This is a genomic window from Gemmobacter aquaticus (assembly GCF_007859075.1).
Classification (GTDB): domain Bacteria; phylum Pseudomonadota; class Alphaproteobacteria; order Rhodobacterales; family Rhodobacteraceae; genus Gemmobacter; species Gemmobacter aquaticus.
Genome location: NZ_VOAK01000027.1, coordinates 88,032 through 113,597 on the forward strand (window position 1 = coordinate 88,032; position 25,566 = coordinate 113,597).

Below are 25,566 nucleotides of genomic sequence, written 5' to 3' on the forward strand. Positions count from 1 at the left end.
CAGGGCATATAAATCCATCGATGACGCAGAACCCCTATAGTTCACTGCCAGACAGTGCCTTCTGGCGCACCGGCGCGGCGCTGGCCGATCCGATGGACATTCGCGGGCTATGGCACCCCAAGGCGGATATCGCGAAAACCACGCGCATCGTGACCGCAGGGTCCTGCTTTGCCCAGCACATCGGCCGGGCCTTCCGCGAGCGCGGCTATGCCTGGTTTGATGCAGAGGCAGCCCCCGGCACGCCGGAGGTGCAGAGGGCCTTCCACTACGGCACCTTCAGTTTTCGCACCGGCAACATCTATACCACCCAGATGCTGCTGCAATGGGTGCGATGGGCGACTGGCTTGTCACCCGTTCCGGACCTGTTCTGGCAAGAGGGTGAGCGGTTCTTCGACCCCTTCCGCCCGGCCGTCGAGCCCGGCGGCTTTGCCTCGCTGATGGAGGCGCGCGCCTCGCGGCAGGCAACGCTTGCGGCAATCCGGCAGGCCATCCGGCGAGGGCAGCTCTTTGTCTTTACGCTGGGCCTGACAGAATGCTGGCGCGATGCGGAAACGGGCCTCGAATACGCTGTCTGCCCCGGCACTGTCGCCGGACGCTTCGACACTGACCGCCACCGCTTTCACAACATGACCTACCCCGAGGTCATGACCGCGCTGAAAAAGGCGATCACCATCCTGCGCCGGATCAACCGGAACATGCGCTTTCTGCTGACCGTCTCGCCCGTGCCACTGACGGCGACGGCAGGCGGGCAGCATGTGATCACAGCCACCACCCATTCAAAATCGGTGCTGCGCGCCGTGGCGGGCGAGATGGCCGCGCAGCACGATTATGTCGACTACTTTCCGTCCTACGAGATCATCACAAGCCCGGTCTTTGGTGGGCGCTTCTACGCAGCCAACCGGCGCAGCGTCGAGCCTGAGGGGGTCGATCACGTCATGCGTTGCTTCTTCCACGATCTCGACACGGCCTTCGGGCGCGTCCCCGCCGCCGCCCCGCCCCGCCCCGCCATCGCGCCCAATGCCGAGGAGGACGCACCCGACCCCGCCGCCGAACTGCGCTGCGAGGAAGAGATGCTTGCAGCCTTCCAGACACGGACATGAGGGGCGCTGCATGAAGGTCATGCTCTTTGGTGACAGTCATCTGGCAGCGGTCCGCCGTGGGCTTGCAGCCATTCCGCCCGCGCGGTTGGACGGGGTGGAACTGCAGTTCTGGGGCACGCCGGGCAACCGCTTCCGGCATATCGACTGGCAGGATGGCAGGATCACGCCGCTGGATGAGGCGACGGCCAATGCCTTTGCCCGCTTCAACGGGCAGGGAGTACGTGCGCTTGATCCGGTGCTTTATGACGCCGTGGTCTTTGTGGGTGCGCGGATCCGGCCCGGCGCCGTGATCCCCGACCTTCTCAACCACATCGCCGACCCTGACCGCTATCTGACGCGCGCCTATATCAAGGCGGTGATTGCCGCGCAGTTCCGCAGCCTTTCCACCTACCGAATGGCGCAGGCAATGGCGGCGGCGGGCAAGACCCGCGTGCTTCTGAACCCGATCTCGCTGTCCACCCACCGCGCGGGCGCGGCGCCACGCCCCTATGCGATGGCCCGGCGGGCAAGCCCTGCCGATATCGCGCTTCTTTGGTCGGTTATGGCCGAGGTTCTGGCCGAGGATGGAATCGGCGCGATCCTGCAACCACAGGACAGCGTGGTGGCAGGCTATCTGACGGATGAGCGTTACGGGCTGCCACCGGGCGACGATGCCCACAAGAACGCCGAATATGGCGCCCTGATCCTTGAGGCGATCCTGCAAGCGGTGCAGAGGCCCGCAGGATCACCAGTCAATAGTTCACATAATGGCTCTGGATCACCGGCTTTGGCCGCCCTTTCCGGGGCTGCTTTTGCACGACATAGAAGATGAACTGCGGCTCGGCATAGCGATGCTCGGCCCCGCGTGAGGTCAGCGTCGGGTCAGGGATCTCGCGCGGGGCCTCGGCCATCTTGCGCGGGAAGGTCCAGCACCCCAGCATCTTGTAGCCAAGGCTCGCCACCCAATAGCGCCAGGGGATATCGGGGCCGACCTGATAAAAGCCATGGCCGAACCAGCCATCTGTGCCCACGCAAGAGACGAAGATGCCGCCCTCGCGCAGCATGGCATCGACGTTGCGGAACGACTGGGCGATATCGAACACATGTTCGGTGGTGCCACCGTCATAGATCAGATCGAAGCGGTTCTTCAGATCCTTGCCCACCGGGCGCGACAGATCATGCACATATTCCGCCCCCTCGATGGCCGAGAAGTCGAGGCTTTCAAGCTTGGGCCAGCCGATCGTCCGGAGATAGGTCTCGCAGAAGCCGTCCTTCTGAAAAAGGTCGTCCTTCCCGGCCTCGATCCCCAGCTTTCCAAGCTCGGCAATCAGGCGTGGGGTCCAGGATGCGGGGCGGAAATGCATCTTCTGCCGGCCCAGCATGATGCCGTTCTGGCAGTCTTTCAGAAGCGGGGCGATCCGGGCCAGCTGAATCGCGATATTGATGCTGATGCCCATTCCGATACCCTTTCAACGCGTTGAGCTGCTCTGACGTCACACGGGCCCCACCCGCGTCAGGCCATCAGCGTTACCACCGACATGCTGCCATTTCGTGCACCGAAATCCGCCGCAGCGATATCTTGATGGCACAGTCCTTGCAAACGCAGCCGATCTGCAAAGCGGCGACCGCCGTCGCCCTGTGCGCTGGCCGCCACAACGACCGCATCGGGCGAAAGCAGCCCGCGCGCAAGCGTCAGGCTGCGCAGCGCGGCAACATCGGCATCGGCGAAAAGGACAAGGTCATAGCCACCCTCCGGCGCCGCCTCTTTGCCCGCCGTGGCAAGGAAGGAGGGCTCGGCCTCATCGCGGATGACCAGCCGGTCGGGAAAGCGATAGGCCAGCCATTCGCAGGCCAGCGGCACATAGCGCGCCCGCGCGGGTGGGTTGGGATCGCCTTCAAACGGCCAGCGCCGCGCATCGGTTGCCGCGATGCGCAGATCGGGATCAAGAAGCAGCGCCGACAGGATCAGATGCCCGGTGTCATAGCCAAGGACCAGCGCATTGCGCGCTGAACCAAGCCAGCCCAAAAGCTGGCGTCGCATCGGATCAGACCGGGTTTTCAGCGGGCTTTCGGTCAGGGGTTGTCCCTGCATGTGCCGGTAGAAATGCAGCCCCTGAAATTGCGCGGGCTGGCCGCGTGCCGCCATGCCATCGCAAAGCGTCTGGTTCAGCTCAAGGAAGCTGGACAGCACATCGGGGCGCGCCAGAAGGCCCGGCACGGCTGCGGCGGTCGTCCGGGCCAGCGCCACACGATCCGCGATCCGCCCGGCATCGGGTGCGCGCCTTTCGCCAAAGGCACCTGCCATGCGGGCAGTGAGGGCCGCGTGACGATCGGCCAGTTCAGCCCCCGTCAGCACCTTTTCCGACGGGCCACCCGCGCGGTTGTAGGACCACATCGAGGTGCCCCACTTCTGTTCGGCATAGATCCGGTCGGGCCCCTTGTACCAGTCATCCGGGGCGCTTTTCTGCCATGGGATGAAGTAATGGGTCGGAAAGATCTTCAGTTCCTCCTCGGCGGGGGCAAGGTCGCGGATCATCCGCATGAGGAAGCGGTTCCCGGTTGAGGTTTCAGGCCGACCAAGCTCCCACGGCTCCAGCTTTGCCAGCTCGTCAATCACCTTGCCGACAAAGGCGTTGCCCGGCTCACAGGCAAGGATCGGGCAGACCCCGCGAAAACGGTCGGTTTCGGGGCGGTCGTAGACGGTGTAGGCGCGCGGGCGGTCCAGAAGCTCGTCCACCGGATGCAGGCAGATCGCATCGGCATCCGCCATGAAGCCGCCATAACGGTAGAGCAGCTCATAGCGCATCATGTCCTGCGCGCCCGCCCAGGCCCCGCGCCAGGCATATTCGTTGATCAGCGCCCGCAACCGGAAGGGATAGCCCGCCAGCGTGTCATTGCCAAAGATCGTATAGCTCCACCCCGGATGCGCCTTGGGCCAGGTCTCCATCCAGACCGTCGGCGCGGGCTTCGGCCCGATCCAGATATGTCCAAGTCGCTTCGGAAGGGCGGGCATCGGGGGGCTATCCTGTCAGAACAACGTGCTGAAGCGGTCGGGCAGTCGGTAAAGCTCGGCGCTGCGCATGCCACGGAAGAACCAGTTGCCTGAGGTCGCCTGCGTGCGCCCCTCTCGCATCTTCTGCACGAAATCGGGAAACTCGGCGCGTTCCTCGACGGGGGTAAGCTTGCTCAGGATCTCGAAGCTCTCTGTCCCCTGATGCCATGTACTGCCGCCCTTCGCATTCTCGACCGTGGGCCCGGATTTCTCCTCGGCCCAAGCCTTGCGCGACAAGAGCCGCGCGCGGGACAGCGCATCATCCATGAAGCGCAGATGAAAGAGGAAAAGCTTTGGGTCCAGCGTCACGTCCTTGGTGGTGCTGCCATGGCCGCCTATGGAAAAGGCGATCCGTCCGCGGGTAATGCAGGGCTTGGCATAGTTCGAGTTCAGCCGGAAGTTCCGGCGCACCGACAGGATCGGCCGGTCGGGGTCAAGCGGCTCGGGCTCGGTGGCGGGCGTGTGGACGATCTCTATGGCAAAGGGCGAGATCACGCGCGGTGCGCGGCCGGCGGCAAAGAGCGCGTCGAGGTAGTCGGGCAGGGTTTGGCCAGTGGCCGGATCGGGGGCCACGATCTCATCAACATCGGTGCAGAGCACCCAGTTGTAGTAGAGCGTAAGGCCACCGGTGAACTGCGACAGTGTCGCCCACCGGCGCCGGTCAAACCCCGACTTGTCGCCGGTGTCAGGCAGGTGAACGACATTCGCACCCTCGGCAATCCGGTCAATCTCGGGGTCGGGTCCATGGCGCAAGATGTACAGGTTCTCGCGCCCGATGAGCGGACCATAATAGCCGATCCAGCGCGACAGGAAGGCGTGATCGCCCTTGACCATGGTGACAGCCGCCATGCGGGCCTTTGACGGATCGGGGCCCGTGGGGGTATCGGGTGTGGGGGCCGCGGTCGCGGGCGCCTCGGCTGCGGTGGCCGCAACCGGGGCGGAAGGCGCAGGGGCAGCCTCAGCCATGGGTGCAATGCCCGCTGGCAGCGGCGCACGGTAGATCCATTTGACACGGCTGGTCCCGACCTGCTCGCGCAAGCCCTCATAGGCCGCCTGCGCCATGCCTGCCTCGGCCAGAACCTCCCACTTGCGGTAATGGACGGCAAAGATCTGGTCGACGTTCGCAACCGCCTTGCCGCGCAGCGAGCCGCCAAGGATGTAGTGCTGGTTCTCGGTCAGTTCGTTCCATTCCAGACCCGCCCGGCGGATCGCGATGGGCAGGGTCATCTGATCCAGATAGGGGCGCTTGCTGTCAAGGTTCGGCAGCGCGTCGATGTGACGGGCGGTTTCATACCAGACCTGCGGAAAGCTTTTGCCCTCGGGCGTGCGATGCTGTTCGGGGAACAGAACGAAGCCAGAGCTGTAATAAGGCACGACCGCCACCCGCCTGTCGCGCATCAGGCGGATACGCTCATCAGGCACGGGCATGTCGAAGGCGCCATAGAGCCGCTCCCACAGATCCGACGGGGCCCATCGCAGCGACGCGGCGGGCGAGGCCGAGACATGTCCGGCCCGCACAAGGCTTTCGACCGTATTGGCGCGCGTCATCACCACATCGCTGTCGACAAAGCCCGAAAACTCGGTCTCGCGCGGCTGAAGGCAGGCGAGGATCTTGTTGCCATGCGGATAGGCCGGCTCGAACATCCCCTCGGCCTTGAACCCGCGCACCTCGCAGCCCATCCGGCGCAGCGTCTCGACGGCAGCGGGATCGACCTCGGACAGGCGGTGTTCCGGGCAATAGCCTACCAGTCGCACCTCGGGCGGAAAATGCTTGCGGATCGAGGCGGCCAGATAGCAGGCAAGATACTGATAGCTCGGCGGCTCGACGATGAAGAACAGGGTCAGGCTTGGCGGCATGGGATCGCTTTGCATCTGCATAAGGGTCAAAACAGGCCGTTGAAGCGTTCGGGCAACCGATAGACGTCACTGGGGCGCCCTCCACCCATCAGCGTGAAGGGCGGGCGGGAAATGCTCTGCTCGATCATCGCCTTGCGGAACTCGGGGTGGTCGATGGTTTCAGCCACCGGCGCGCGCTGCGAGAGCGCGCGGAACGTGCCCTCGACCGAGGCCCAGCCCCATCCCGCCTTCTGCATCTGTTGCTGCTCTTCCTCGGACTTGCCTGCCAGCCGGCGTTCAAGGCTTTTGCGGAAGCGGGCCATGCAATAGTCGTGATCGATGAAGCGCAGGTGAAAGTTGTAAAGGTGCGGATCAACGGTGATCTGCGTGTGGTTGGCGCCATGCCCGCCCGCCTTGTATTCGGTCGGCCGGCTGATCAGGCAGGGCTTGGCGTAGTTGGAGTTCAACCGATAGCAGCGGCGCGGGCCAAGGATCGGCTGGCCCGGCATCAGCTCCTCGGTCTCGGTATCGACGTTATGCACCATCTCGATGGCAAAGCAGGTCAGTGCCGGGGGCACCCGGTCGCGGCCTGCGATCTGCATCAGATAGCCCACCAGATCGGTGGAGATGGCCGGGTCCAGAACCACCATCTCGTCCACGTCATTGCAGGCGACCCAATGGTAGAAACCCGTCAGCGCCGAGGCATGTTGCGACAGGATCTGCCAACGCCGCTGATTGACGGATTTCTTCAGACGGTCATAGGGCAGCCTGATGACGTTGCACCCGGCGGCAATGCGCGCGACGTCGGCGTTGCCACCGTGGTTGAGCACATAGATCGCATCATCGGGCAAAAAACGCCGCCAGTAGCTGACCCACCGCTCCAGAAAGAAATCTTCCTCATGCACCATAGTCAATGCGGCAAGAGGGGCCTTCGAGCGGTCAATCGGCATGCGGGCGCAGTATCCAGGGGTCAGAACCGGCGGCATCATGGCAGAGCCGCGCAGGGCGTGCAATCAGGACGGGATCACCGGTCAAGCCGGTCGAGGAAGGACTGGACCGGCGCCTGCAACCCTTCGATCTGCTCGGGCAGTGCCTCAGGGTCATCAACATCATGCAGGTCGATGATCGAGAGCGCCAGCCGCAGCCGGACGTGGCCCTTTGCCATCGGCGTGATCTCGGGGAAGCCCGGCCAGTCATTCAGGATCAGCCGCATGGTCGGACCCCAGTTCCGGATCACCGTGACGCCACCATAGGCGATGTGGAACTTGACGGCGCCAGTGCCTGCGTCGATCTCGTTCACGCCGGTGCCGACGTGAACGGTGTCGTCACCCTCTGACAGCGAGACGATGTTGCGCCCCGGCCCGGTATGGATGACCGAGGTTCCGTCGCCGTCAAAGATCTGGTCGTTGCCATGGCCGCCGTAGATCAGGTTGTTGTTGCGCTTGCCATGAATCACATCGTCGCCCGTGCCGCCGTCGAGCGTATCCTTGCCCGGCCCGCCATAAAGCGTGTCATTCCCGGCCCCGCCGTAAAAGGCGTGGCGGCTGCCGGTCAGCGTGGCGATGGCGCGCATCTCGTCATTGCCCGCCCCGCCCCGGAAGATCGCGCCGCCGTATTTCGGGCCCAGCATGATATCGCCACGATCCGAGCCTGTGACCTCGACTTCTACCCGTTCGGAGGTCTCGAAATGGATGGGGCTGTCGGGATGGGCGACGATCTTCAGCGTCTTGCGTGTCTCGCCGTCGGATTCGTTGCGCGCGACCACCGTGGCAATGCGGATGCGTTCAACGTTGGGAGGGCAGTGCAGCACATAGGAATCCGGCCCCGCCATGTACCAAAGGGTATCCATCCCGCCATTGCGGCCCTCATGGATGTTTTCGGCATCGGCGCCATAGGCCCAATAGTCGTTGTCGCCATCGCCGCCCGCCATGATGACGCTGCCATCCACCGCCATCATCGCATTGACGCCAAGGGCCGGGTTTTCAAACCCGCGCAGGTCAAGGCCCAGCCCAAGCGCGCCTTTCACCAACTCGCTGCGCAGAAACTCCAGCGGGGCCTCATCGCGGATGTTCTTCGTCTCGCCCGGATCGGCCTCGATGTCATAGACATGCTCCTCGCCGTTCGGATAGCGGAAGTAGCGCAGATGGGTGTAGCCCTCCACCGAGGGGCGCACCGAGAGCGTGCCGAAAACGCTGGTGACGGGCGAGGTACTGCGGTCATAGCTGCCGAAGGACGGGTCGATCAGCGGCAGCAGGCTTTGCCCATGCGTCCAGTCCGGGCGCGGCGGAAGGCCCGCGATCTGCATCAGGGTTTTGGGCACATTGCCCAATGAGACCGGCAGCGGAACCTCGGTCGCCTCTAGATCCGGGTGCCAGATCGCCAGCGGCACATGGGCTGCGCTGTCCCACTGGCTCATCTTGTGGAAACTGTCATGGGTGCCAAGGTTGAAGCCGTTGTCCGACAGGAAGACGACCGTGGTGTCCTGCCCAAGCGCAGATGCCTCCAGCGCGCGCATGAAACGGCCGATCTCATGATCGACATGGCTGACGGCGGCGAAATAGGCGCGCACGACCTGGCGCCAGGCCTCATCGCTGGAGCGTTCCGGCGTCCAGCGCCCGTTGGTGATATAGGCGGCCTCATAGACGGCAAAGCCGGGCTGCGGTCCGAAGTAATCCTCGGGTGCGGCGATGCTGGGCCAGCGGATCTCGGCCGGATCGTAAAGCTGATAGAAGCGGTCCGGGCAATCGAGGTTGTAATGGGGATGCTTGAAGCCCAGCTGGATCAGCTGGCGCCGCCCCGGATCGGCCCGCTTCAGATAGCGGATCGCGTTTTCAGCCACCCAGTAGTCATAGAACACATTGTCCTGCTCACCCTGATCGTTGGGGTGGTTCACCCCCCGGATGCCGGGTCCTGCGTCCAGATATTCATGCACGCCCGTGCGTTCCGCCTTGTCGGCGGCAGGGGGATTTTCGTGGAACAGCAGCCGCCGATAGGCATCGGGCATGGGACGGTAATTGGCATCGACCTTGCCGGTCGTGAAGGTATGGAACCCCGCGCGGCGCAGATCATGCGCCCAGGCCTTTTCCGGCGGCATGAGGTCGCGCCAAAAGCGGTTGAGGTCAACCAGGCCGCTGCGGAACGGTGCAAGGCCGGTCGCAAGTTCCGCCCGGCACGGCGCGCAAAGCGGCACCGTGGCATAGGCGTTGGTGAACCGCGCGGCCTTTAGCATAAGCCGGTCGAGGTTCGGCGTCTGGATACGCAGCCCGAATGTGTCGCGCCAAGTGTAGACATCGATCATGTCATCCACCCAGATGACGCAGAGATGCCCGCCCGCAAGGCGCGTCGCGTCAAAGGCCATGGCCCCTCACCTCCAGAGCGCGAAGCGTTCGAGCCGGGCCTGATGCCCCTCGTCGCGCGCATTGCGCGGCATCAGCAGGCTGACGCCCGGCCAGAACATCACATCCTCGATCACCGAGGCGCCAAGCGTCTTTTGCAACCCCCCGCGATGGCTGCGCGCGCCGATGAAGAGCGAAGCGGGCGTGGGCAGGTCGGGGCGGGTGCCGCGTGCGGTGTGGATTTCGCCGAACCCCTCTTGCAGCGCCACGCGATCGCCGCTGACTGTGACGATCAGCACGCGCAGGCCCGCTGCTCCCGATGGGCCAGGCACCTCAAGTGACAGGCATTGCCCGGTGTCCTTGACCACCAGCCCGTCGCCGTTGTCGGACAGGAACAGATAGCTCGATCCGCGCCCCCTGCCCTCTCCGTTCAAGGTGAGCAATGTGCGCGGTTCTGCCTGCGGGTCCGCGTGGAAAAAGACCGCCATGCTGAAGGTCTCAACCTGTTCGGTCAGTTCGGCCAGATGAAAGCCGCAGTTTTCGCCGCTGACACAGCGCAGGCCCTGCCCCGTCTCGGTCAGCGCGAGACGGCCATGCCCCTCGTTCGGCTTGATGGGCAGCGCCTCGCGCAGACCATCCATCGAGCGCCAGCCGATCAGCGTCTCGCCATCATCGGCAAGACGCAGCGAGGCCTCATCGCCATGCAGCCATGTGCCGCCGCAGGCGGTAATTGCGGCGGAAAGCTCGGCCGCGCAGCCGTTCAGAAGCGCGCCCTGCGGAAGGTCGATATCCAGCTCGATCACGATGCGGCCCCCCCGGCATGGATGGGCAGCCGGCAGGGTAAGGCCCAGCGGTGCAGGATGCGGCCATCCTGCGCGCCAAGCTGCCAGTCGTCGCGCACCGCCACACGCGCCACGCCGTCGGGTGCCGCGCCATAGCCGTAGCGCAGCCGCAGATCGCCCCCTTCAGGCCGGCGGTCGAGCTTGATGAGCAGGGTCTGGCTGTCTTTGGCATCGATGCTGACCGACAGGATGCTGGCGCCCGAGGTGTCGCCGTCAATAGTGAACCCCACGGCCTGATCGCCACCCGGAGCATTCCCCGGCGTCAGGTCCAGATCGCCCAGGGCGCGGCCAATCACCCGCAAGGTCACGCTGCCATCTTTGGCCGGCCTCTGGTCAAGCTCTGCCAGATGGAACACCGGGCAGCGCCAGCCATCCAGCAGCGGATCGGGCTCCAGCGCGCGCTGCGCGGCGGCGCTGACGGCGGCGGCCGACATCTCGGCCATATGGCGGCGCGCGGCGGGCGTTGGGCGGTCATGTGCGTCAAGGCTGAACATGTAGCTCGGGGCCGAGATCACCAACCGGTGCCCGCCCGCGTTCCACGCGAGTTCCCATTGCGCATCGATGATGCGGTCGCTGATCAGGCTGGGGCGACCGGCCTCAAGCCGGGCGACAAAGATCGGCCGTTCAAAGCCCAGCCGGGCAAGCCCGGTGCTGATCTTGTCCATGGCGCGGATCATGCCGTCTCGATAGTCGGTGGCCGTACCTTCCAGCGCCTCAAGCGCGAAATCGAGCGTCACGGCAAAGATCCGCGCGGGTTTGCCAAGCCGGGCCGCCGCCTGTTTCAGGTTCGCCGCCGCCAGCAGCAGGTTTTCAAGCGCCACGCCATCAGCCAGTGCTGCAGCCGAGGTGGAACTGTCGGTTTCCACCCGCGTCACGAACAGCGGCAGGCTGCCATGCTTGTCCATCTGCCAGTCAAGGCAGGCCTCGGCCATCAGCGCCTCATGCGTCATCTCGCGCAGGGCGGCCAGCAAATCGATCCGCGCGGCACGCTCGATCCCCGCATGGCCCACCGCGCCGATATCATCGGCAGGGGCAAGGATATGGAACGGATAGCCCGCGCCGCCGGGGCTCGCCAATGCCGCGCGCGGACCACCGAGGCCAAGGATTCCGGTCAGGGCGCCGGGCGCCTCGGCCAGAATGGCGCCGCCCGCACGGTTGCGGCGAAAGTCTCGCGCGCCCTGCCGACCGGGCAGACGGCCCGAAAACCGCAGCCACTCTCCCTCGGCCCGGATGTTCCAGACGTCAAAGCCATCGAGCATCGCCTCAAGGCTTTCCAGATCGTCTGCACCTGCCGCGCTGGCATCGCCACTCGCAGACGGGCGCGCACCCACCGGAAGCCGGTCGCGCAGGCGCAGGGCGATATCGTCGATCACCTTGTCGGCCAGCCGCATCACAAGGCCGGTGCTGTCATAGGCGATGACGTCGCCGTTGCGGGCCCGCACCAGAACGCCGTGCCCTGCCCGGACAGCCGGAACGACCGGGGTCTCTTCACGCTTGTCGGTCACTGATCCACTCTCGCTTGTGCAGCTGCCGTGCCTGCCGGGCGCAATCTTGCAATGACGGCCTGCGTTGCTATAACCGATTGATAGATTTCGTTCCAGCGGAACGCAAAGGCGCCAGCGGCGCGAAGTGTACAGGGCCGGGGTCACGCCGCAATGTCCATCGTCAGCGATGATCCCGCCGACATGCCTCCCCTGCTCAGACCGGGTGAGAGCGCCGATCCCGCACAGGCCTTCCGCGTGCTGCGCGACAGGGCCGCGCTGTGGTTTGAGCCCGGCGGACAGACGCTGATCGTGACATTCGACAATCTTGCGACGCTCGATCATCCCTACCCGCGGCAGCCATGGCTCAAGTCCCTGGTGCAGGGCATGGGGTTTGCCCTGCTGGGCGTGCAGTCTTTTGCCAAGGACTGGTATCGCAACCCCGATGCCGCGCCACTGGTGCAGGGGTTGGTGGCCGAGGGGTTCTTTGCCCGTTTCGATCGGGTGGTGTTCATCGGCGCCTCAATGGGGGCTTTTGGCGCGATCAACATGGCGACACTGGTGCCGGGGGCCGCCGTCATTGCGCTGTCGCCGCAGTCAACCATGTCGAAAAAGATCGCCCCGTTTGAAGGCCGCTTCGGCTGGGCTGTGCGGCGGGGCGACTGGACGACGCCTGCCTTCCTCGATGCGGCAGATGCCATTCGCCAGATCGGGCATGCGGTGGTTCTGTTCGATGGTCGCATCACCGAAGACCGGCTGCATGCCGCGCGTCTGGCCGGCCCGAGTGTGCAACTGCTGCGCATCGATCACACCACGCATGAGGCGGTGCGTGTCGTGCTGAAATGCGGCGCCCTTGGGCCGCTGATCGCCGGTGTGGCCGCCACCGGGCGGGCGGGGCCAGAGTTCTGGCAGGCGATGCGCAATCGCCGCAGCGTGCGCAAATGGGCGCGGGCGTTTTTTGAAACCGTCACGGCCGAGGCGCATCCCGCGCGTATCCGGGCCGCGGGGGGTGTGCTTTTGAAGCAGGATGACTATCTGTTCGTGCATCGCGGCTTGCAGACGCTGGCCCAAACCCCGCAGGACTAGGCCCGCAGAACCGGGGTTACGCGGGCCGCTGGAACAGGGCCGATCCATTGCGCGCAGCCTCGGCATCCTCGGCAAAGCCCTGGGCCGCCAGCAGGGGGCCAAAGGCCGTGCGGCAGGCCTCAAGCTCGGCATCGCTATCGACCGGCAGCACGATCTTGCGCACGCTGTCGAGGGGGGCGGCGGCCAGCACCTCGGGCGCAAGCCCGGCACGCCGGTTGACCCGCAGTACATCGGGGCGGAAGTCGCGCAAATACGCCGCAAGCCCCGTCGCCTCGGCCCCCTGATCATGGGCCAACCGCAGCTTGCCGCTGACAAGCTTCAGCGTCGCGGTATCGGTCAGCCCATTGCGCCGATGGATCGCGGCGGCGGCGGACACCATCCCCGGGCCCTCGTCCTGCAGCATGGCAACAAGGCCCTGCACCTCGCGCAGCGCCTTGATCGGGCTCAGGCCAACGCCCGCGCCAAGGTCAAGCAGACGGCGCGCACCGGCAACATAAAAGGCGATGTTGCGGGCGTGACGGCGGTCAAACTTGCCGGCAAGCACCGCCATCACCGCCTCGGGCGAAAAGAGCTGCGGGTCGGCGGGCAGCTCGATTTCCTGGCTGCGGACCCAGTCGATGGGGGTGTCCTGCGACAGCGCCACCTTGCCCGGCCGGTAGGGATCAACCCCCTTGGCGTTCCAGCCGGAAACCGGCGCGGGTTCCTTGCGCGGCGTGGCGGCGGCGGTCTCGATGGTGCGCTTTTCAACCCGGCTCATCAGCTCGGCGATCTTGGCGGGGTCGCGGGCCTGCGGCGGCTTGGCCTCAACCTCGGTGATCGGCACCTTGCTGGCCTCGATCAGCTCGGCCCGCATCGCCTTGTAGGCTTCAGTCTCGCGCAACTCGGCCAGGCGCTGCTCCACCCGGTTCAACGCGGCCTCGTGCAGCGCGCGCAGAACCGGGTCCGTCAGCAGCTGCGTCATGATTGCGGCACGCCGTTCCGCATGGCGCAGGATGCGGGTGTCAGGCACTTCGTTGCGGTCCTGCAGCGACCAGTAATCGGCGTTGTACTTGTTTGCCTTGTTGTTCACATTGCCGCGCAACTTGCGGATGGCATAGCTGTCGATCGACTTGACCGCATAGTGGTTCATCTGCGCCCAGTCGAACCCCACCGTCCGGCGGATCGAGCGCCAGCCGCGAAACTTGAAGTAATCCTCCATCTTCGCACCCGAGCCGTTCAGCCAGTGAACCGTATCGGGGAAGCCGTCCTCAAGATGCTTGTTCTTGATGGTGGGGCGATGGATGCCAAGCTTCCAGTATTCGGGGTCAAACTTGAACAGGGTCTTGACCCCCCACCCCATCCGCCAGAGCGGCGGCGCCGCGCGGGTGTATTGTTCTGTCACCGGCGCGCGTGACCAGTCTGCCACACCGTTCGACCCGAAGATGCGCCACGTGACCACGATGCCGTTTGCACCAAGGGCCACGGCATCGTCCAGCATCCCGTCCAGATGGCCCGAGGGGTGGTTGATTGACAGAAACTCGTCGGCGTCAAAGACCATGACCCAATCGGCCGCACCCACCAGTGGCTCGGCCTGCGCATGTGCCAGGGCCGAGGGCTGCGGCTTGACCCCCTCGCGGATCACATTCGGGCGGTGGTATCCCAGCCCAAGTTCTTCCAGACGCTGCAGCATCTCGACTGTGCCGTCGGTGCAGTCATTGGTATAGACAAGGATATCGGTGAACCCCACCGCCAGATGATGCGCGAACCATTCCAGAAGATAGGGCGCCTCGTCCTTCATCATCGACACGGCCATGACCGTGCCATGCGAGCTGGTGTGCTTCAGATTGCGGAGGGCAAGAGCGTCATCCGGCGCGGCGGACATGGGCGTCAGATCCAGTCAAGGTTCACGCGAGAGGGCGAGTGCCGCGCCGCGATATCAGCGCGCATGCGGGCAAAATCGTCCCGGCGGGCGCGGAACTTGCGCTCATGCGTCTCGACCACCGTGCAGCGGATATGGTCGAACAGCCCGGCTGCATCTATCGCGGGGATCAGGTCCAGCTCGGCCCCTTCGATATCCATCTTCAGAAAGGCGATCTCGCCCCGACGCGCGATCTGGTCGCGCAGGAAGGCGACAAAGTCGATCTGTTCGACTGCGATCGTGTTGCCCTCGGTCTCATCAATCATCCGGCCGCCGGTCACGACAGTGCTTTTGACAGACCCGAGTGCGGCATTGTCGTCAAAGTTGCTGGCGCGCATCAGATGGACGGTGCCCTTGCAGGTGCCGACCGCCGCCCCGATCAGCTGAAAGCGCGCCTCGTCGGCAAACCGGTGGCGCAGCTTTTCAACCGCGAAGGGTTCAGGGTCAAAGGCAATGACATCGGCGCCGCTGGCCAGGAGCCGGGCCGAGATATCGCCCACATTCGCGCCGCAGTCGATGGCCAGATCACCGGGCCGCAACATGCCGCAGACTGCGGTCAGGAAGCCTGACGCCCATTCCGCCCGTTCGTTCCGGCGCTGACGGCGGCGCAACTTGTCGAGCTTCTGCTGAAGCTCTTCGACGGTCGCAGGGGCCTGCGCGCCCATCACCGGACCGCTCACTCGCCCAAGGCCTGGGCGGGGTCGATCCCCACCTGATCGCACATCCGCGCAACATAGGAGTTCTTCAGCGGCGGGTTCTGGCGCCACCATGGCTTGGTGCCATTGGTGTAGAGATGGACCGACACCGTCGCATCGGTGAAGTGCCCCTCAACCCGGCCATAGGGGTCAAAGAACACATCGTTCAGCTGGAATGGCACCGGATAAAGCACATCGGGCGTCATCGCCTTGTCATAGTCGCCCGACTGTTGCGCGAAATAGGTAAAGGCCTGCGGGCCAAAGGCCGTGCGCTCGGTCTTGTAGATCGCGGCCGCATGCGACAGCCCGCCCTTTTCGGTGTTGCGATCCATCTGCTTGCGCTGCTTCTTGCCCCACCATGCCGGATAGTCCGGCAGGTTGTCGTAATAGTCGAGCAACATGTCCATCAACTGGCACTGCACCGGCAGGCCCACGACACCACAGTTCAGCGCTCCGCGCATCCCGTGGCCTGCAAAGACATACTCCCATTCATCGGGAAAGGGTTTGTGGCAGAAGGCATCGCAGTCGATCCACAGCGCGCCGGTCTTGCGGATCATCTTGTAGCGAAAGACGTTCGACAGGAAAGAGGCCGAAGTGGCCTCGACCAGCGCCATGTCGATCTCCATGATCTCGGTTGCGGGCCGGATCACCACGCCTTCGGGCGCGTTGGTCACTTTGTCGGTGCAGTAGAGCGTGACCGGATGACCGTGCAGCAGGTGGGACTTCAGGCAAAGCTGGTTGATGTAGTGCAGCTTTTCACCGATCCACAGAGAAGCCACGGGGCGACGGTTCAGGGTCATGTCCGAAGATATCCGTTTTGACGGGAAGCGTTACGAGGCGTGCAGAATCCTCCTATCTGATCGGCCCACAGGTGACAACACGCACGGCTTGCGTAGGGGAAAAGGGCGTCACTCCGCCGTAACGGATTGCCCTTCCGCCACGCTGGCCTGCGGCAGAACCCCCGCCGCGATCCAGCCATCGATCACCGCCAGCGCCGCCTCGGCAAAGCCGATGTCGTTGATGTGGAACTCAAGATCCACCAGCCGCACGTTTGACGGGCAAGCTGCGCGCAACTCGGTCAGGAACGCCGAAAGACCCGCACTGTCCTGCAATGGGCCACCCTCGCGATCCCATTCATGCGCGCCCTTTGCGGGCAGAAGCAGCGTGACCGGACCCTTGGCCTGACCGATCCGCGCGATGATGGCACGGGCGACCTGCCGCCGCTCTTCCGCGCTCAGGACGACCGACGAAAGGATCCGGTTATGGGCGTGAAAGGGGCTGTCGCGAAAGCGGTCGGGCACCGGATGCCAGCCGACGAGGTCAACCAGATCATGGCAGCCGATCGAGACCACCTGCGGGATCGCCTTGCGCCCGGCGGCGGTCATCCGGTCAGGCCCCGCGCTGATGGCCGAGCCGAAGAGATGGTTGCCCACCTCTTGCGGGGCAAAATCCAGAACGGCGGCAAAGGCTCCCTCGGCGGCGAGGCTTTCAAAGGCCCGCCCGCCCATACCCGTCGCATGAAAGACCGCGACCTCGAACCCCCGCGCCTCGAGCGCGGGCTTCAGATGCACCATATAGCGCAGGACGGTCTTGCCAAAGCTGGTCATCCCGATCAGCGGCCGGTCGCGGCGCGGGGGCTCGACCGCGCGGGCCGCGCCCAGAACCGCCCCCGCCGCCTGGCTGAGCGAGGCCTTGCAGATCGAGTTGAGTCCGTAAAGCCCGCCTGCCCACAGGATCATCTGCACATCCGCCGGGATCCGCTCTGGCGGGATCATGGGCGAGAAGCTGACGGTCGAGACGATGTATTTCGGCACACCAAGCGGCAGGGCCGAGACAAGATCCAGTGCAAGATCTGTGCCCATCGTGCCGCCCAGAACGATGGCGGCATCGATGCGCCCCTCGGCATGCAGCCGCGCGGCAAGACTGGCCGCACCGCTCGCCATGATCTGCATGGCGACATTTTCATCCTCGGCCGCGATGGCCGCCGCAATGGACGATCCCGCCGCCGCCGCCACGTCATGCTTCGTAATGTCGACGGGAAGCGAAGGGTCACCCAGAACAGAGACATCCATCGCCAGAACCTCACCCCCCTGGCCAAGGATCACATCGCGTATGTAGCCAAGCTCATCGTTCTTCGTGTCCCATGTCCCGGCGACGAGGATACGGTTTCCCATGTCAGTCTCCCTTTTGGGACCCCGGCCTTCTGATGGGCCGGTCAGCTCCCCTGCGTTGGTATCAAAGCTGAATCCAGGCGGTCTTGAGGTCGGTGTATTTCTCAAGCGCGTGCAGCGATTTGTCATGGCCGTTGCCCGACTGCTTGACGCCGCCCAGCGGAACGGTCCCGTCGGAACCGCCATACGTGTTCACATGCACCACCCCGGCCCGCAGGCCACGGATCATCCGGTGTGCCCGGCCAAGGTTGCCCGTCCAGACACCCGAGGCAAGACCATAGTCGGTGGCATTGGCAAGCTGCAGGGCCTCGGCCTCGGTCTCAAACGGGGTAACGGCCAGCACAGGGCCGAACACCTCTTCGCGAAACAGCCGGTGGCTGGGCCGCACGCCGGTCACGATGGTCGGCTCCATGTACCAGCCGCCGGTTTCCGTCAGTGCCTGCCGGCCGCCGGTGACGATGGTGCCACCTTCGGCGGCGGCATCCGCCACGAAGCGCAGGTTGCCCTGCAACTGCTGCGCTGAATTGACGGCCCCGATCTGGGTTGAAAGATCCAGCGGATTGCCCAGCTTCATTGCCGCCGTGACCTTGGCGACCTCGGCCACAAAGGCGTCATGGATGCCCGCCTCGACCAGCAGGCGCGACCCCGCGACGCAGACCTGGCCTGCATTGCGGAAGATGCCGGTTGCCGCCACCTTGGCCGCCTGTGCCAGATCCGGCGCATCGGCAAAGACGATGTTGGGGGATTTGCCGCCCAGTTCCAGATAGACCCGCTTCAGGTTCGACTGGGCGCTGTATTGCATCAGGCGCCGCCCGGTTGCCCCCGATCCGGTAAAGACCAGCACGTCAACATCCATCGAGAGCGCCAGCGCCTCGCCCGTCACGCGGCCCGGCCCGGTCACAACGTTGAAGACACCCGGCGGCACGCCTGCCTCAAGCGCAAGCTCGGCCAGCCGCAGCAACGACAGTGACGCCGTCTCGGCCGGTTTCAGCACCACGGAATTGCCCATGGCAAGCGCGGGCGCAATCTTCCATGCCCCGATCATCAGGGGGAAGTTCCAGGGCACGATGGCACCAACCACGCCCACGGCCTCACGATGAACCAGACCCAGAACCGTGTCGGCGGTGGGCGCGATCTCACCGTAAACCTTGTCGATCGCCTCTGCATAGTAGCGGAAGGTTCCCGCAGCACTTCCCGGCTCGGCCTTCAGCGCCATGGACATTTCGGTGCCATTGTCGCGCACGCCCAGAACCGCCAGTTCCAGCGCATGCACCTCGATCAGATCGGCCAGCCGGTGCAGAACCCGTTTGCGCTCGGCCGGTGCGCGGCGCGACCAGCGGCCATCGTCAAAGGCCGCGCGGGCACTGGCGACGGCGCGGTCCACATCGGCGGCGCTGGCCGAGGCGGTGCGGGTCAATTGCCGCCCGTCGATGGGTGAAAGCACGGGCGTCGGCGCGTCTTGCCCCTCGACCCATGTGCCGTCGATCAAGAGGCGCCCTTCTGCAAGGTCGCGCGCGGCAAGGATGTCGATTTCGGTCTGTGCAGGGTTGGCCATCTGTCTTTCCCGGTGTGGCGCGAAGGGCGGCAGACCGCCCCTCGCCGGTTGACTGCGTCAGCGATGTTGACCAAGGGCGCGAAAGCGGATCTGGTCACGGTTGCGCAGGTTCCAGGCCAGGATCAGCCCCAGAAGGGCCGCCACGATCACCAGCGACGGCAGTGCGATCCCAAGCCAGCCCTGTGCCCCGGTCATCGCGCCGAACTGGCTGAAGATCAGAACAAAGAGGACGACAAGGATGATCCCGCTGATCAAGGGCAGGATTTTCGTCGCAAGGATGCTTTCGCCCAGATTCCCCTTTTTCGAGAAGAAGCCGATCACCGCAAACGAGACGAGCCCCATCAGACCCAGCACACCCAGGGTGCCAAGCTGCGTCAGCCAGGTGAACAGCTGCAGCACCGGATCAAGGCCGAAGCCCGCGAAGAGACCGATCACCAGAACCGCGATCCCCGTCTGGATGATCGAGCCGATGTGCGGGCTGCGGTATTCGGCATGGGTCTGGCCCACGCGGTCGGGCAGCAGCCCTTCACGCCCGGCCACGTATTTGTAGCGTGCCACGCCGTTATGGAAGGCGAGGACCGCAGCAAAGAGCGACGAGATGAACAAAAGCCCCATGATCGTCGGCACCGGCCCACCCACATAGCGACCCGCCAGATCAAAGAGGAAGGTCGTCGGATCGGGCAGCGCGGCAAGCGTCGGCACCAGCTTGTCCACGCCCGCGCCATTGGCCATCAGCCAGGCGGTGGCCATGTAGAAGATGCCGATCAGCAGAACCGAGCCATAGGTTGCCACCGGGATCGAACGGCGGGGATCGCGGGCTTCCTCGGAATAGATCGTGGTCGATTCGAACCCGATGAAGAAGGCAAAGCAAAAGAGGACCGCGATCGACGGCACGCCCGACATGATCTGCGAGGGCGCGAAGGGCGCCATGGACAATGTGCCGCTGTCGCCGCCAGCAAAGAAGATCGCCGCGTTGATGATCAGCACGATCAGATATTCCAGCGCGACAAGGATCACGAGGATCTTGGCCGATAGGTCAACCTGCCGGTAGCCCAGCACCGCCGTCAGCGCGATGAAGATATAGGACCAGACCCACCACGGCAGGGTCAGCCCCATGGCTCCAAAGGTTCCGGCCGAGGCTGCGCCCAAAAGGCCAAGGATGCCGATCTGCATACAGTTGTAGGACAGGATCGCAACCATGGCCGCAGCACCGCCGAAATGCCCGCCAAGCCCCTGCGCCGCAAAGGCGTAAAAGGCGCCGGCGTTGCGGACATGCCGGGACATGGCGACATAGCCGACCGCGAACAGCATCAGGATCAGCGTGACGATCCCCACGGCACCGGCGACGCCTGCACCATTGCCAAGCAACATGGCCAGCGGCACGCCGCCCGCCACCGCCGTCAGGGGCGCCGCGGCGGACACCACGAGAAACATGATCGATGCCGCACCAAGCACATTCGGGCGCAGCTGGTTCGAGGAAGCGGTGGCGCTTCCCTCTGTCTTGGCGGGCGCGTCAGAGATTGACATTGCCTTCCCCTTCCTGTTGGTTTATTATGTGAACCATCGGTTCTTTTTTAGATTGACAGGAAGGGGTCTCTTCTGTCAACAAAAATACATGAACCGGACAAATGCCTTTTGGACGGGAGCGCGAAGGCCCATGGGAACAACATCCAAAGCCCTGACATTGCTGGACCTTTTCACCAGATCACGCCCGCAGATCGGGTTGTCCGAGCTTGCGCGCCTGTCGGGCACCAACAAGGCGACCTGCTATCGGCTGATGTCTGAACTGGTCGAACATGGCTTGGTCGAGCAGGTGGTCAGCAGCAAGGAATATCGAATCGGCCCTGCCGTCCTGCGCCTTGCCGCCCTGCGTGAGGCGACCGTTCCCACGCGGGAAGCGGCGCTGCCGATCCTGCAGGCACTGGCCGCCGCAACGGGCGAGACGGCGCATATGTCGCATCTGGTGGCCGGACAGCTTGTGACGCTGTCCTTCGCCTATCCGGCCGCGCATGGCATGCGCGTGATGATGGAGGATGCCGACCGCCTGCCCTTCCATGCCACCTCGTCGGGCCATGCCGTTCTGGGCTGGATGGAGGATGCGGCGCTGGCGCGGGTTCTGGAGGGGCCACTTGCCACGGCGCCGGGGCTGGTGCCGGTGACTGCCGACGATCTGCGCGCCCGTGTTGCCGCCGCCCGCGCACGTGGCTGGGCCGAAACGGCAAATACCTTCGAGGCCGATGTCAGCAGCTTTGCGGTGCCGCTCTTTGATGCCCAGGGCCAGGTGCAGGGCGCACTGGCGGTTGCCGCCGCCGCCCCGCGGCTGACCGATGCGGCCCGCATCACGATTCCGCGCCAGCTGATCGCCGCCGCACGCGAGATCATGGCGCTTTGGGGTGGGCATCCGCCCGCCGAGCTTTCCGCGCTTTGGCGCAAGACCGAACAACCGACAGAAAAGGTGCAGGGATGAAGGACGAGAATTTCCTCAAGGCGAACAATGCGCGCAGCCTCTGGCATCCGATGACCGCCCCGTCGGACAGTCTGAAGAACCCGCCTGCAATCATCGTCGGCGGGTCAGGCACCCGCATCCGTGATATCGATGGGCATGAGGTGGTCGACGGCGTCGGCGGGCTCTGGAACGTGAACCTCGGCTATTCCTGCCAGCCGGTGAAACAGGCCATCGCCGACCAGTTGGAGGCCCTGCCCTACTACTCGATCTTCCGCGGCACCTCGAATGACAAGGTGATCGAGCTGGCCGAAGAGTTGCGCACCTTCTTTGCCCCCGACGGGCTGACACGCGCATTCTTTACCAGCGGCGGGTCGGACAGCGTTGAAACCGCGCTGCGCCTTGCGCGGCAGTATCACAAAATCCGGGGCGAAGCTGGCCGGATCAAGTTCCTGTCGCTGAAAAAGGGCTATCACGGCACGCATATCGGCGGCGCTTCGGTCAATGGCAACGCAAACTTCCGCACCGCCTATGAGCCGCTTCTGCCCGGCTGCCATCATATCCCCGCGCCCTACACCTATCGCAATCCCTTCAACGAGAGCGACCCGGCGAAGCTTGCCCAGCTTTGCCTGCAGGCGCTGGAGGATGAGATCGCCTTTCAGGGCGCCGGAACCATAGCGGCGTTCATCATGGAGCCGATCCTTGGTGCGGGCGGCGTCATCCCGCCCCACCCCAGCTTCATGCCGGGGGTCGAGGCGATCTGCCGCAAGAACGGCATCCTCTTGATCGCGGATGAGGTGATCACCGCGTTCGGTCGCAGCGGCGCATGGTCGGGCAGCCGTCTTTGGGGCGTGAAGCCCGATTTCATGTGTACCGCCAAGGCGATCACCAACGGCTATTTCCCCTTCGGCGCGGTGATGATCTCCGAAGGCGTGGCCGAAGTTTTCGAGGGCGACGAGACCGGCCGCGCGGCCATCGGCCATGGCTACACCTATTCCGGCCACCCGGTCGGTGCAGCCGCCGCGCTGGCCTGTCTGGCCGAGACACAGCGGTTGAACCTTGTCGAGAACGCCTCTGCCCGTGGCGCGCAGCTTTGGGCGGGGATCAACCGGCTGAAGGACAAATACACCGTCATCGGTGATGTGCGCGGCGGCCACGGCCTGATGCTGGCGATCGAGCTGGTGGGCGAGCGGGCCAGCAAAACTGCCCCGCCCAAATCGCAGCCCGGACAGGTGCAAGAGGTGGCCTACAAGGCCGGGGCCATGGTCCGCGTCTCGGGGCCGAACATCATCCTGTCACCGCCCCTTGTTCTGACCTCGGCCGATGCCGAGACGATCCTTGCGGCCCTCGATGCAGGCTTCGCCGCACTGTGAGCGGTTTCGTCGCACTTCTGGGCACGAAGGGCGGGCCGGCGATCCGGAAAGGATCGCCGATGCCCACGGCCTCGCTGCTGTCCCTCGCAGGGCAGAGCGTGGTCATCGACTGCGGATTGGGCGTCACACGGGGGCTGGCGGATCAGGGCTTCGCCCTGAAAGACCTGTCGGCCATCGTGATCACCCATCTGCACTCGGACCACTACCTTGAGCTTGGCGCGCTGATCCACACGGCATGGACCGCCGGGCTGAAGGCGCCGGTCACCGTCTGGGGCCCGGCAGGTCTGGTACGCTACTGGCGCGGTTTTCTCGACGCGATGGCCGATGATCTGGCCTATCGCATCCATGAGGAAGGCCGCCCCGATCTGGCGGGACTGGTGACGATCCAGCCCTTGCAGGTTGGCCAGACGGTGCAGATGGGTCCGATCAGCATGACCGTTGGCCAGTCGATCCACCCGCCACTGACCGAAACCTTCGCCCTGCGGTTTGAGGGTGCGGGAAAGACCGTGGTCTTTTCGGGGGACACCGCGCATAACCCGGCGCTTGCCGATTTCGCGCGCGGTGCCGACCTTCTGGTGCATGAGGCGATGCTGGCCGAGGGGCTGGAGCCGCTGCTTGCACGGATCGGCAATGGCGACGGGCGGTTGATGGCGCATTGGCTGCGCGGCCATACGCTGGCCCATGACGCGGCAGCGGTGGCCAAGGCGGCGGGCGCCAAGGCGCTGGCGCTGAACCACCTGATCCCGTCGGATGATCCCGATTTCGGCCCCGAGGTCTGGGCGCGCTGCCTTGCGCCGCATTGGAGCGGCGCGCTGCACATCGGAACAGACGGGCTGAAGATCCCGCTTTGAAACGGCCAAAGGCCCGCAGGGGGGAACCTGCGGGCCTTTGTGTCAGGCGGCCTCTGTGCCAGTCTCTCGCGCGAGCCGCATTGCTTCGGCCAACACGGCGTCATCACCGATATGGTTCATCAGGATCAGGATCAGCCGGGCATTGAGCGCGTGGCTCCCTGCCTCGTCCAGACCCTCATGAGTGGCGATAAGACGCGCATAGCTTTCATCCGGTCGCGTCAGGTTCGGGGTGGTAATCAGCATTTGCCTACTCCTTTCCGATGGCGCGGGCGGTGGCGGCTGCAACCGCATCGGCATCGTAATGGTCCCACCGCGCGGCGACATGCTGATCGGGACGGATCAGATAGACCGCGCCTTTCGCCCCACCAAGATACCGCGCCGCAAGCTCGGGCGTTGCCTCGAGCGCGAGGCGCGGCACAGTCAGGCCATGCGCCATCACGCTTTCGGGGGCATCAAGGCCGATGGTCAGCAAGATGAAGCCCTGACCCAGATGCGACAGGAGCCACCCCTGCCCCACCGGCGCATCCGGGCAGGGTGATCCCGGCCGTGTGCGGGCAGGCATCTCGGGGTGATCGGGGCCGTTCAGGGCTGATCTGTCATAGGTGCAGGGCACCGACAGGCGGCCCGAGTTCACGATGGTCCGCGCAAAGGGCAGCGTCTCGGCCAGCGTCAGCACCGCATTGCGGAACATCTTCGACACCGGGGTCTTGGGCGTGATGAAATCCGTCGCACGGGTCGAGTTCAGGATGTTCTCGTCCGCGCCATGCACCCGCTCGGCATCATAGCTGTCCAGCAGACTATCGGGGGCAATCCCCTGCACCACCAGCGCAAGCTTCCAGCCAAGGTTGTCGGCGTCCTGCACCCCTGAATTCGCGCCGCGCGCCCCAAAGGGGCTGACCTGATGCGCCGCATCCCCGGCAAAGAGCACCCGGCCATGGCGGAACTGTGCCATCCTTCGGCACTGGAAGGTGTAGATCGAGCACCAGTCGAGCTCATAGTCCACATCCGGCCCCAGCATCGCATCGACGCGGGCGCGGATGCGGGCGGGTTCCAGCTCTTTCGCGCGGTCGATGTTCCAGCCCAGCTGAAAGTCGATGCGCCAGATATCGTCAGGCTGCTTGTGCAGCAGTGCCGAGTCGCCCGATTTGAAATGCGGCTCGAACCAGAACCAGCGCTCGGTCGGGAAATCGGCCTTCATCTTCACGTCGGCAATCAGGAAGTTGTCCTCGAACACCCGACCGTCGAAGCCAAGGCCGAGCATGTTTCGCAAGGGGCTGCGCGCACCGTCGCAGGCGATCAGCCAGTCGGCCTCGATCCGGTAGGGACCGTCGGGCGTCATCACCTCCAGCGTCACATGGTCGGCGGCGGGGATCACCGCATCGACGCGGTTGCGTCCACGAAGCTCGATCGGGGCGCCTTCGGCCTGCGCGGCGGTGATGGCGTCATGCAGGAACTTTTCGAACCACGGCTGCTGCAGGTTGATGAAGGCCGGCATCGCATGGCCGCCCTCGGGCAAGAGGTTGAATTCGTAGAGCAGCCTGTCATCGTGAAAGACCTTGCCAAGGTTCCACTGCACGCCCTTGTCCAGCATGGGGGCAGCCGCCCCCAGACGGTCGCAGATTTCAAGCGTGCGCTTGGCAAAGCACAGCGCCCGGCTGCCCAGCCCCGCGCCTTCATGGTCATCCAGCAGCACGACCGGCACACCGCGCCTGCCAAGATCAAGCGCCGTGGCCAGACCGATCGGCCCGCCGCCGACCACAATAGCCTTGTGACGAACCGGTGCGGTGGCATCCTGATCCGGCGATCGGGCATAGGGGTAGAGGCGGAACGCCAGTGCATAGCGTTCCGGAACCAAGTCCTTCATCTGATC

Annotated in this window: 21 protein-coding genes; 6 read left to right on the forward strand and 15 right to left on the reverse strand. The window is 64.8% G+C overall.

The annotated features are described in order from the left end of the window. The first annotated feature begins 20 nt into the window (after positions 1-20). Both FQU74_RS18920 and FQU74_RS18925 read left to right on the forward strand, forming a co-directional pair. Positions 21-1,100 carry a GSCFA domain-containing protein gene (locus tag FQU74_RS18920; RefSeq protein WP_146288043.1) on the forward strand — a complete coding sequence of 360 codons (1,080 nt, stop codon included), beginning with the start codon at positions 21-23 and terminating at the stop codon, positions 1,098-1,100. 10 nt (positions 1,101-1,110) lie between these two features. Further along, a complete protein-coding gene (locus FQU74_RS18925; RefSeq protein WP_146288044.1) occupies positions 1,111-1,911 on the forward strand; it encodes a hypothetical protein in 801 nt (266 codons plus the stop codon). On the opposite strand, the gene FQU74_RS18930 is transcribed toward FQU74_RS18925, so the two are convergent. From FQU74_RS18930 to FQU74_RS18960, 7 genes are all read right to left on the reverse strand, one after another. Then, positions 1,832-2,536: a class I SAM-dependent methyltransferase gene (locus FQU74_RS18930; RefSeq protein ID WP_146288045.1), complete on the reverse strand. Its 705-nt coding sequence runs from the start codon at positions 2,534-2,536 to the stop codon at positions 1,832-1,834. The two genes, FQU74_RS18925 and FQU74_RS18930, sit on opposite strands and share 80 nt — an antisense overlap. Before the next feature lie 56 nt (positions 2,537-2,592). After that, on the reverse strand, positions 2,593-4,092 hold the full coding sequence (locus FQU74_RS18935) for a glycosyltransferase family 32 protein (RefSeq protein ID WP_146288046.1): 1,500 nt from the start codon (positions 4,090-4,092) through the stop codon (positions 2,593-2,595). A gap of 15 nt (positions 4,093-4,107) precedes the next feature. Further along, the gene (locus FQU74_RS19460; protein WP_188781605.1) at positions 4,108-6,003 is read right to left on the reverse strand and encodes a glycosyltransferase family 2 protein; all 1,896 of its coding nucleotides are present in this window, start codon (positions 6,001-6,003) and stop codon (positions 4,108-4,110) included. An 11-nt stretch (positions 6,004-6,014) separates the two neighbouring features. Beyond that, positions 6,015-6,917: a glycosyltransferase family 2 protein gene (locus FQU74_RS18945; protein ID WP_146288047.1), complete on the reverse strand. Its 903-nt coding sequence runs from the start codon at positions 6,915-6,917 to the stop codon at positions 6,015-6,017. Between the two features lie 74 nt (positions 6,918-6,991). Continuing rightward, positions 6,992-9,325: a sulfatase-like hydrolase/transferase gene (locus FQU74_RS18950; protein ID WP_146288048.1), complete on the reverse strand. Its 2,334-nt coding sequence runs from the start codon at positions 9,323-9,325 to the stop codon at positions 6,992-6,994. A 6-nt stretch (positions 9,326-9,331) separates the two neighbouring features. Further along, the gene (locus FQU74_RS18955; RefSeq protein WP_146288049.1) at positions 9,332-10,105 is read right to left on the reverse strand and encodes a hypothetical protein; all 774 of its coding nucleotides are present in this window, start codon (positions 10,103-10,105) and stop codon (positions 9,332-9,334) included. After that, positions 10,102-11,649 carry a hypothetical protein gene (locus FQU74_RS18960; protein ID WP_146288050.1) on the reverse strand — a complete coding sequence of 516 codons (1,548 nt, stop codon included), beginning with the start codon at positions 11,647-11,649 and terminating at the stop codon, positions 10,102-10,104. The genes FQU74_RS18955 and FQU74_RS18960 overlap by 4 nt, the downstream gene beginning before the upstream one ends. Before the next feature lie 150 nt (positions 11,650-11,799). Between FQU74_RS18960 and FQU74_RS18965 the strand changes: the two genes are divergently transcribed. Further along, positions 11,800-12,711 carry an alpha/beta hydrolase family protein gene (locus tag FQU74_RS18965; RefSeq protein WP_146288051.1) on the forward strand — a complete coding sequence of 304 codons (912 nt, stop codon included), beginning with the start codon at positions 11,800-11,802 and terminating at the stop codon, positions 12,709-12,711. A 16-nt stretch (positions 12,712-12,727) separates the two neighbouring features. Here the strand turns inward: FQU74_RS18965 and FQU74_RS18970 are convergent, their stop codons facing one another. From FQU74_RS18970 to FQU74_RS18995, 6 genes are all read right to left on the reverse strand, one after another. After that, positions 12,728-14,572, reverse strand: coding sequence for a glycosyltransferase family 2 protein (locus tag FQU74_RS18970; protein WP_229704441.1), 1,845 nt, complete (start codon positions 14,570-14,572; stop codon positions 12,728-12,730). Between the two features lie 5 nt (positions 14,573-14,577). Continuing rightward, positions 14,578-15,288 carry an FkbM family methyltransferase gene (locus FQU74_RS18975; RefSeq protein WP_158635643.1) on the reverse strand — a complete coding sequence of 237 codons (711 nt, stop codon included), beginning with the start codon at positions 15,286-15,288 and terminating at the stop codon, positions 14,578-14,580. Further along, positions 15,285-16,103, reverse strand: a complete 819-nt coding sequence (locus FQU74_RS18980) for a hypothetical protein (protein WP_146288053.1) — start codon at positions 16,101-16,103, stop codon at positions 15,285-15,287. The genes FQU74_RS18975 and FQU74_RS18980 overlap by 4 nt, the downstream gene beginning before the upstream one ends. Positions 16,104-16,211: 108 nt before the next feature. Continuing rightward, complete coding sequence (locus FQU74_RS18985) at positions 16,212-17,477, reverse strand: Tm-1-like ATP-binding domain-containing protein (RefSeq protein ID WP_146288054.1); 1,266 nt, start codon at positions 17,475-17,477, stop codon at positions 16,212-16,214. Positions 17,478-17,538: 61 nt separating this feature from the next. Further along, entirely contained in the window at positions 17,539-19,029 is a 1,491-nt protein-coding gene (locus FQU74_RS18990) for an aldehyde dehydrogenase (protein ID WP_146288055.1), read from the reverse strand. A gap of 57 nt (positions 19,030-19,086) precedes the next feature. After that, entirely contained in the window at positions 19,087-20,556 is a 1,470-nt protein-coding gene (locus FQU74_RS18995) for an APC family permease (protein WP_146288056.1), read from the reverse strand. 130 nt (positions 20,557-20,686) lie between these two features. On the opposite strand from FQU74_RS18995, the gene FQU74_RS19000 reads away from it, so the two are divergent. Genes FQU74_RS19000 through FQU74_RS19010 form a run of 3 tightly spaced genes read left to right on the forward strand, consistent with a single transcriptional unit; the run spans position 20,687 to position 23,696 of the window. Continuing rightward, positions 20,687-21,496: an IclR family transcriptional regulator gene (locus tag FQU74_RS19000; protein ID WP_146288057.1), complete on the forward strand. Its 810-nt coding sequence runs from the start codon at positions 20,687-20,689 to the stop codon at positions 21,494-21,496. Next, positions 21,493-22,845 (forward strand): aminotransferase class III-fold pyridoxal phosphate-dependent enzyme, encoded by a 1,353-nt coding sequence (locus FQU74_RS19005; RefSeq protein WP_146288058.1) that lies wholly within the window; start codon positions 21,493-21,495, stop codon positions 22,843-22,845. The genes FQU74_RS19000 and FQU74_RS19005 overlap by 4 nt, the downstream gene beginning before the upstream one ends. Continuing rightward, the gene (locus FQU74_RS19010; RefSeq protein ID WP_229704440.1) at positions 22,842-23,696 is read left to right on the forward strand and encodes an MBL fold metallo-hydrolase; all 855 of its coding nucleotides are present in this window, start codon (positions 22,842-22,844) and stop codon (positions 23,694-23,696) included. The genes FQU74_RS19005 and FQU74_RS19010 overlap by 4 nt, the downstream gene beginning before the upstream one ends. 42 nt (positions 23,697-23,738) lie before the next feature. Here FQU74_RS19010 and FQU74_RS19015 read toward each other — a convergent pair whose 3' ends face one another. Both FQU74_RS19015 and FQU74_RS19020 read right to left on the reverse strand, forming a co-directional pair. Then, on the reverse strand, positions 23,739-23,939 hold the full coding sequence (locus FQU74_RS19015) for a DUF2783 domain-containing protein (RefSeq protein WP_146288060.1): 201 nt from the start codon (positions 23,937-23,939) through the stop codon (positions 23,739-23,741). A gap of 4 nt (positions 23,940-23,943) precedes the next feature. Then, positions 23,944-25,560: an FAD-dependent oxidoreductase gene (locus FQU74_RS19020; RefSeq protein ID WP_229704439.1), complete on the reverse strand. Its 1,617-nt coding sequence runs from the start codon at positions 25,558-25,560 to the stop codon at positions 23,944-23,946. Positions 25,561-25,566 lie beyond the last annotated feature (6 nt).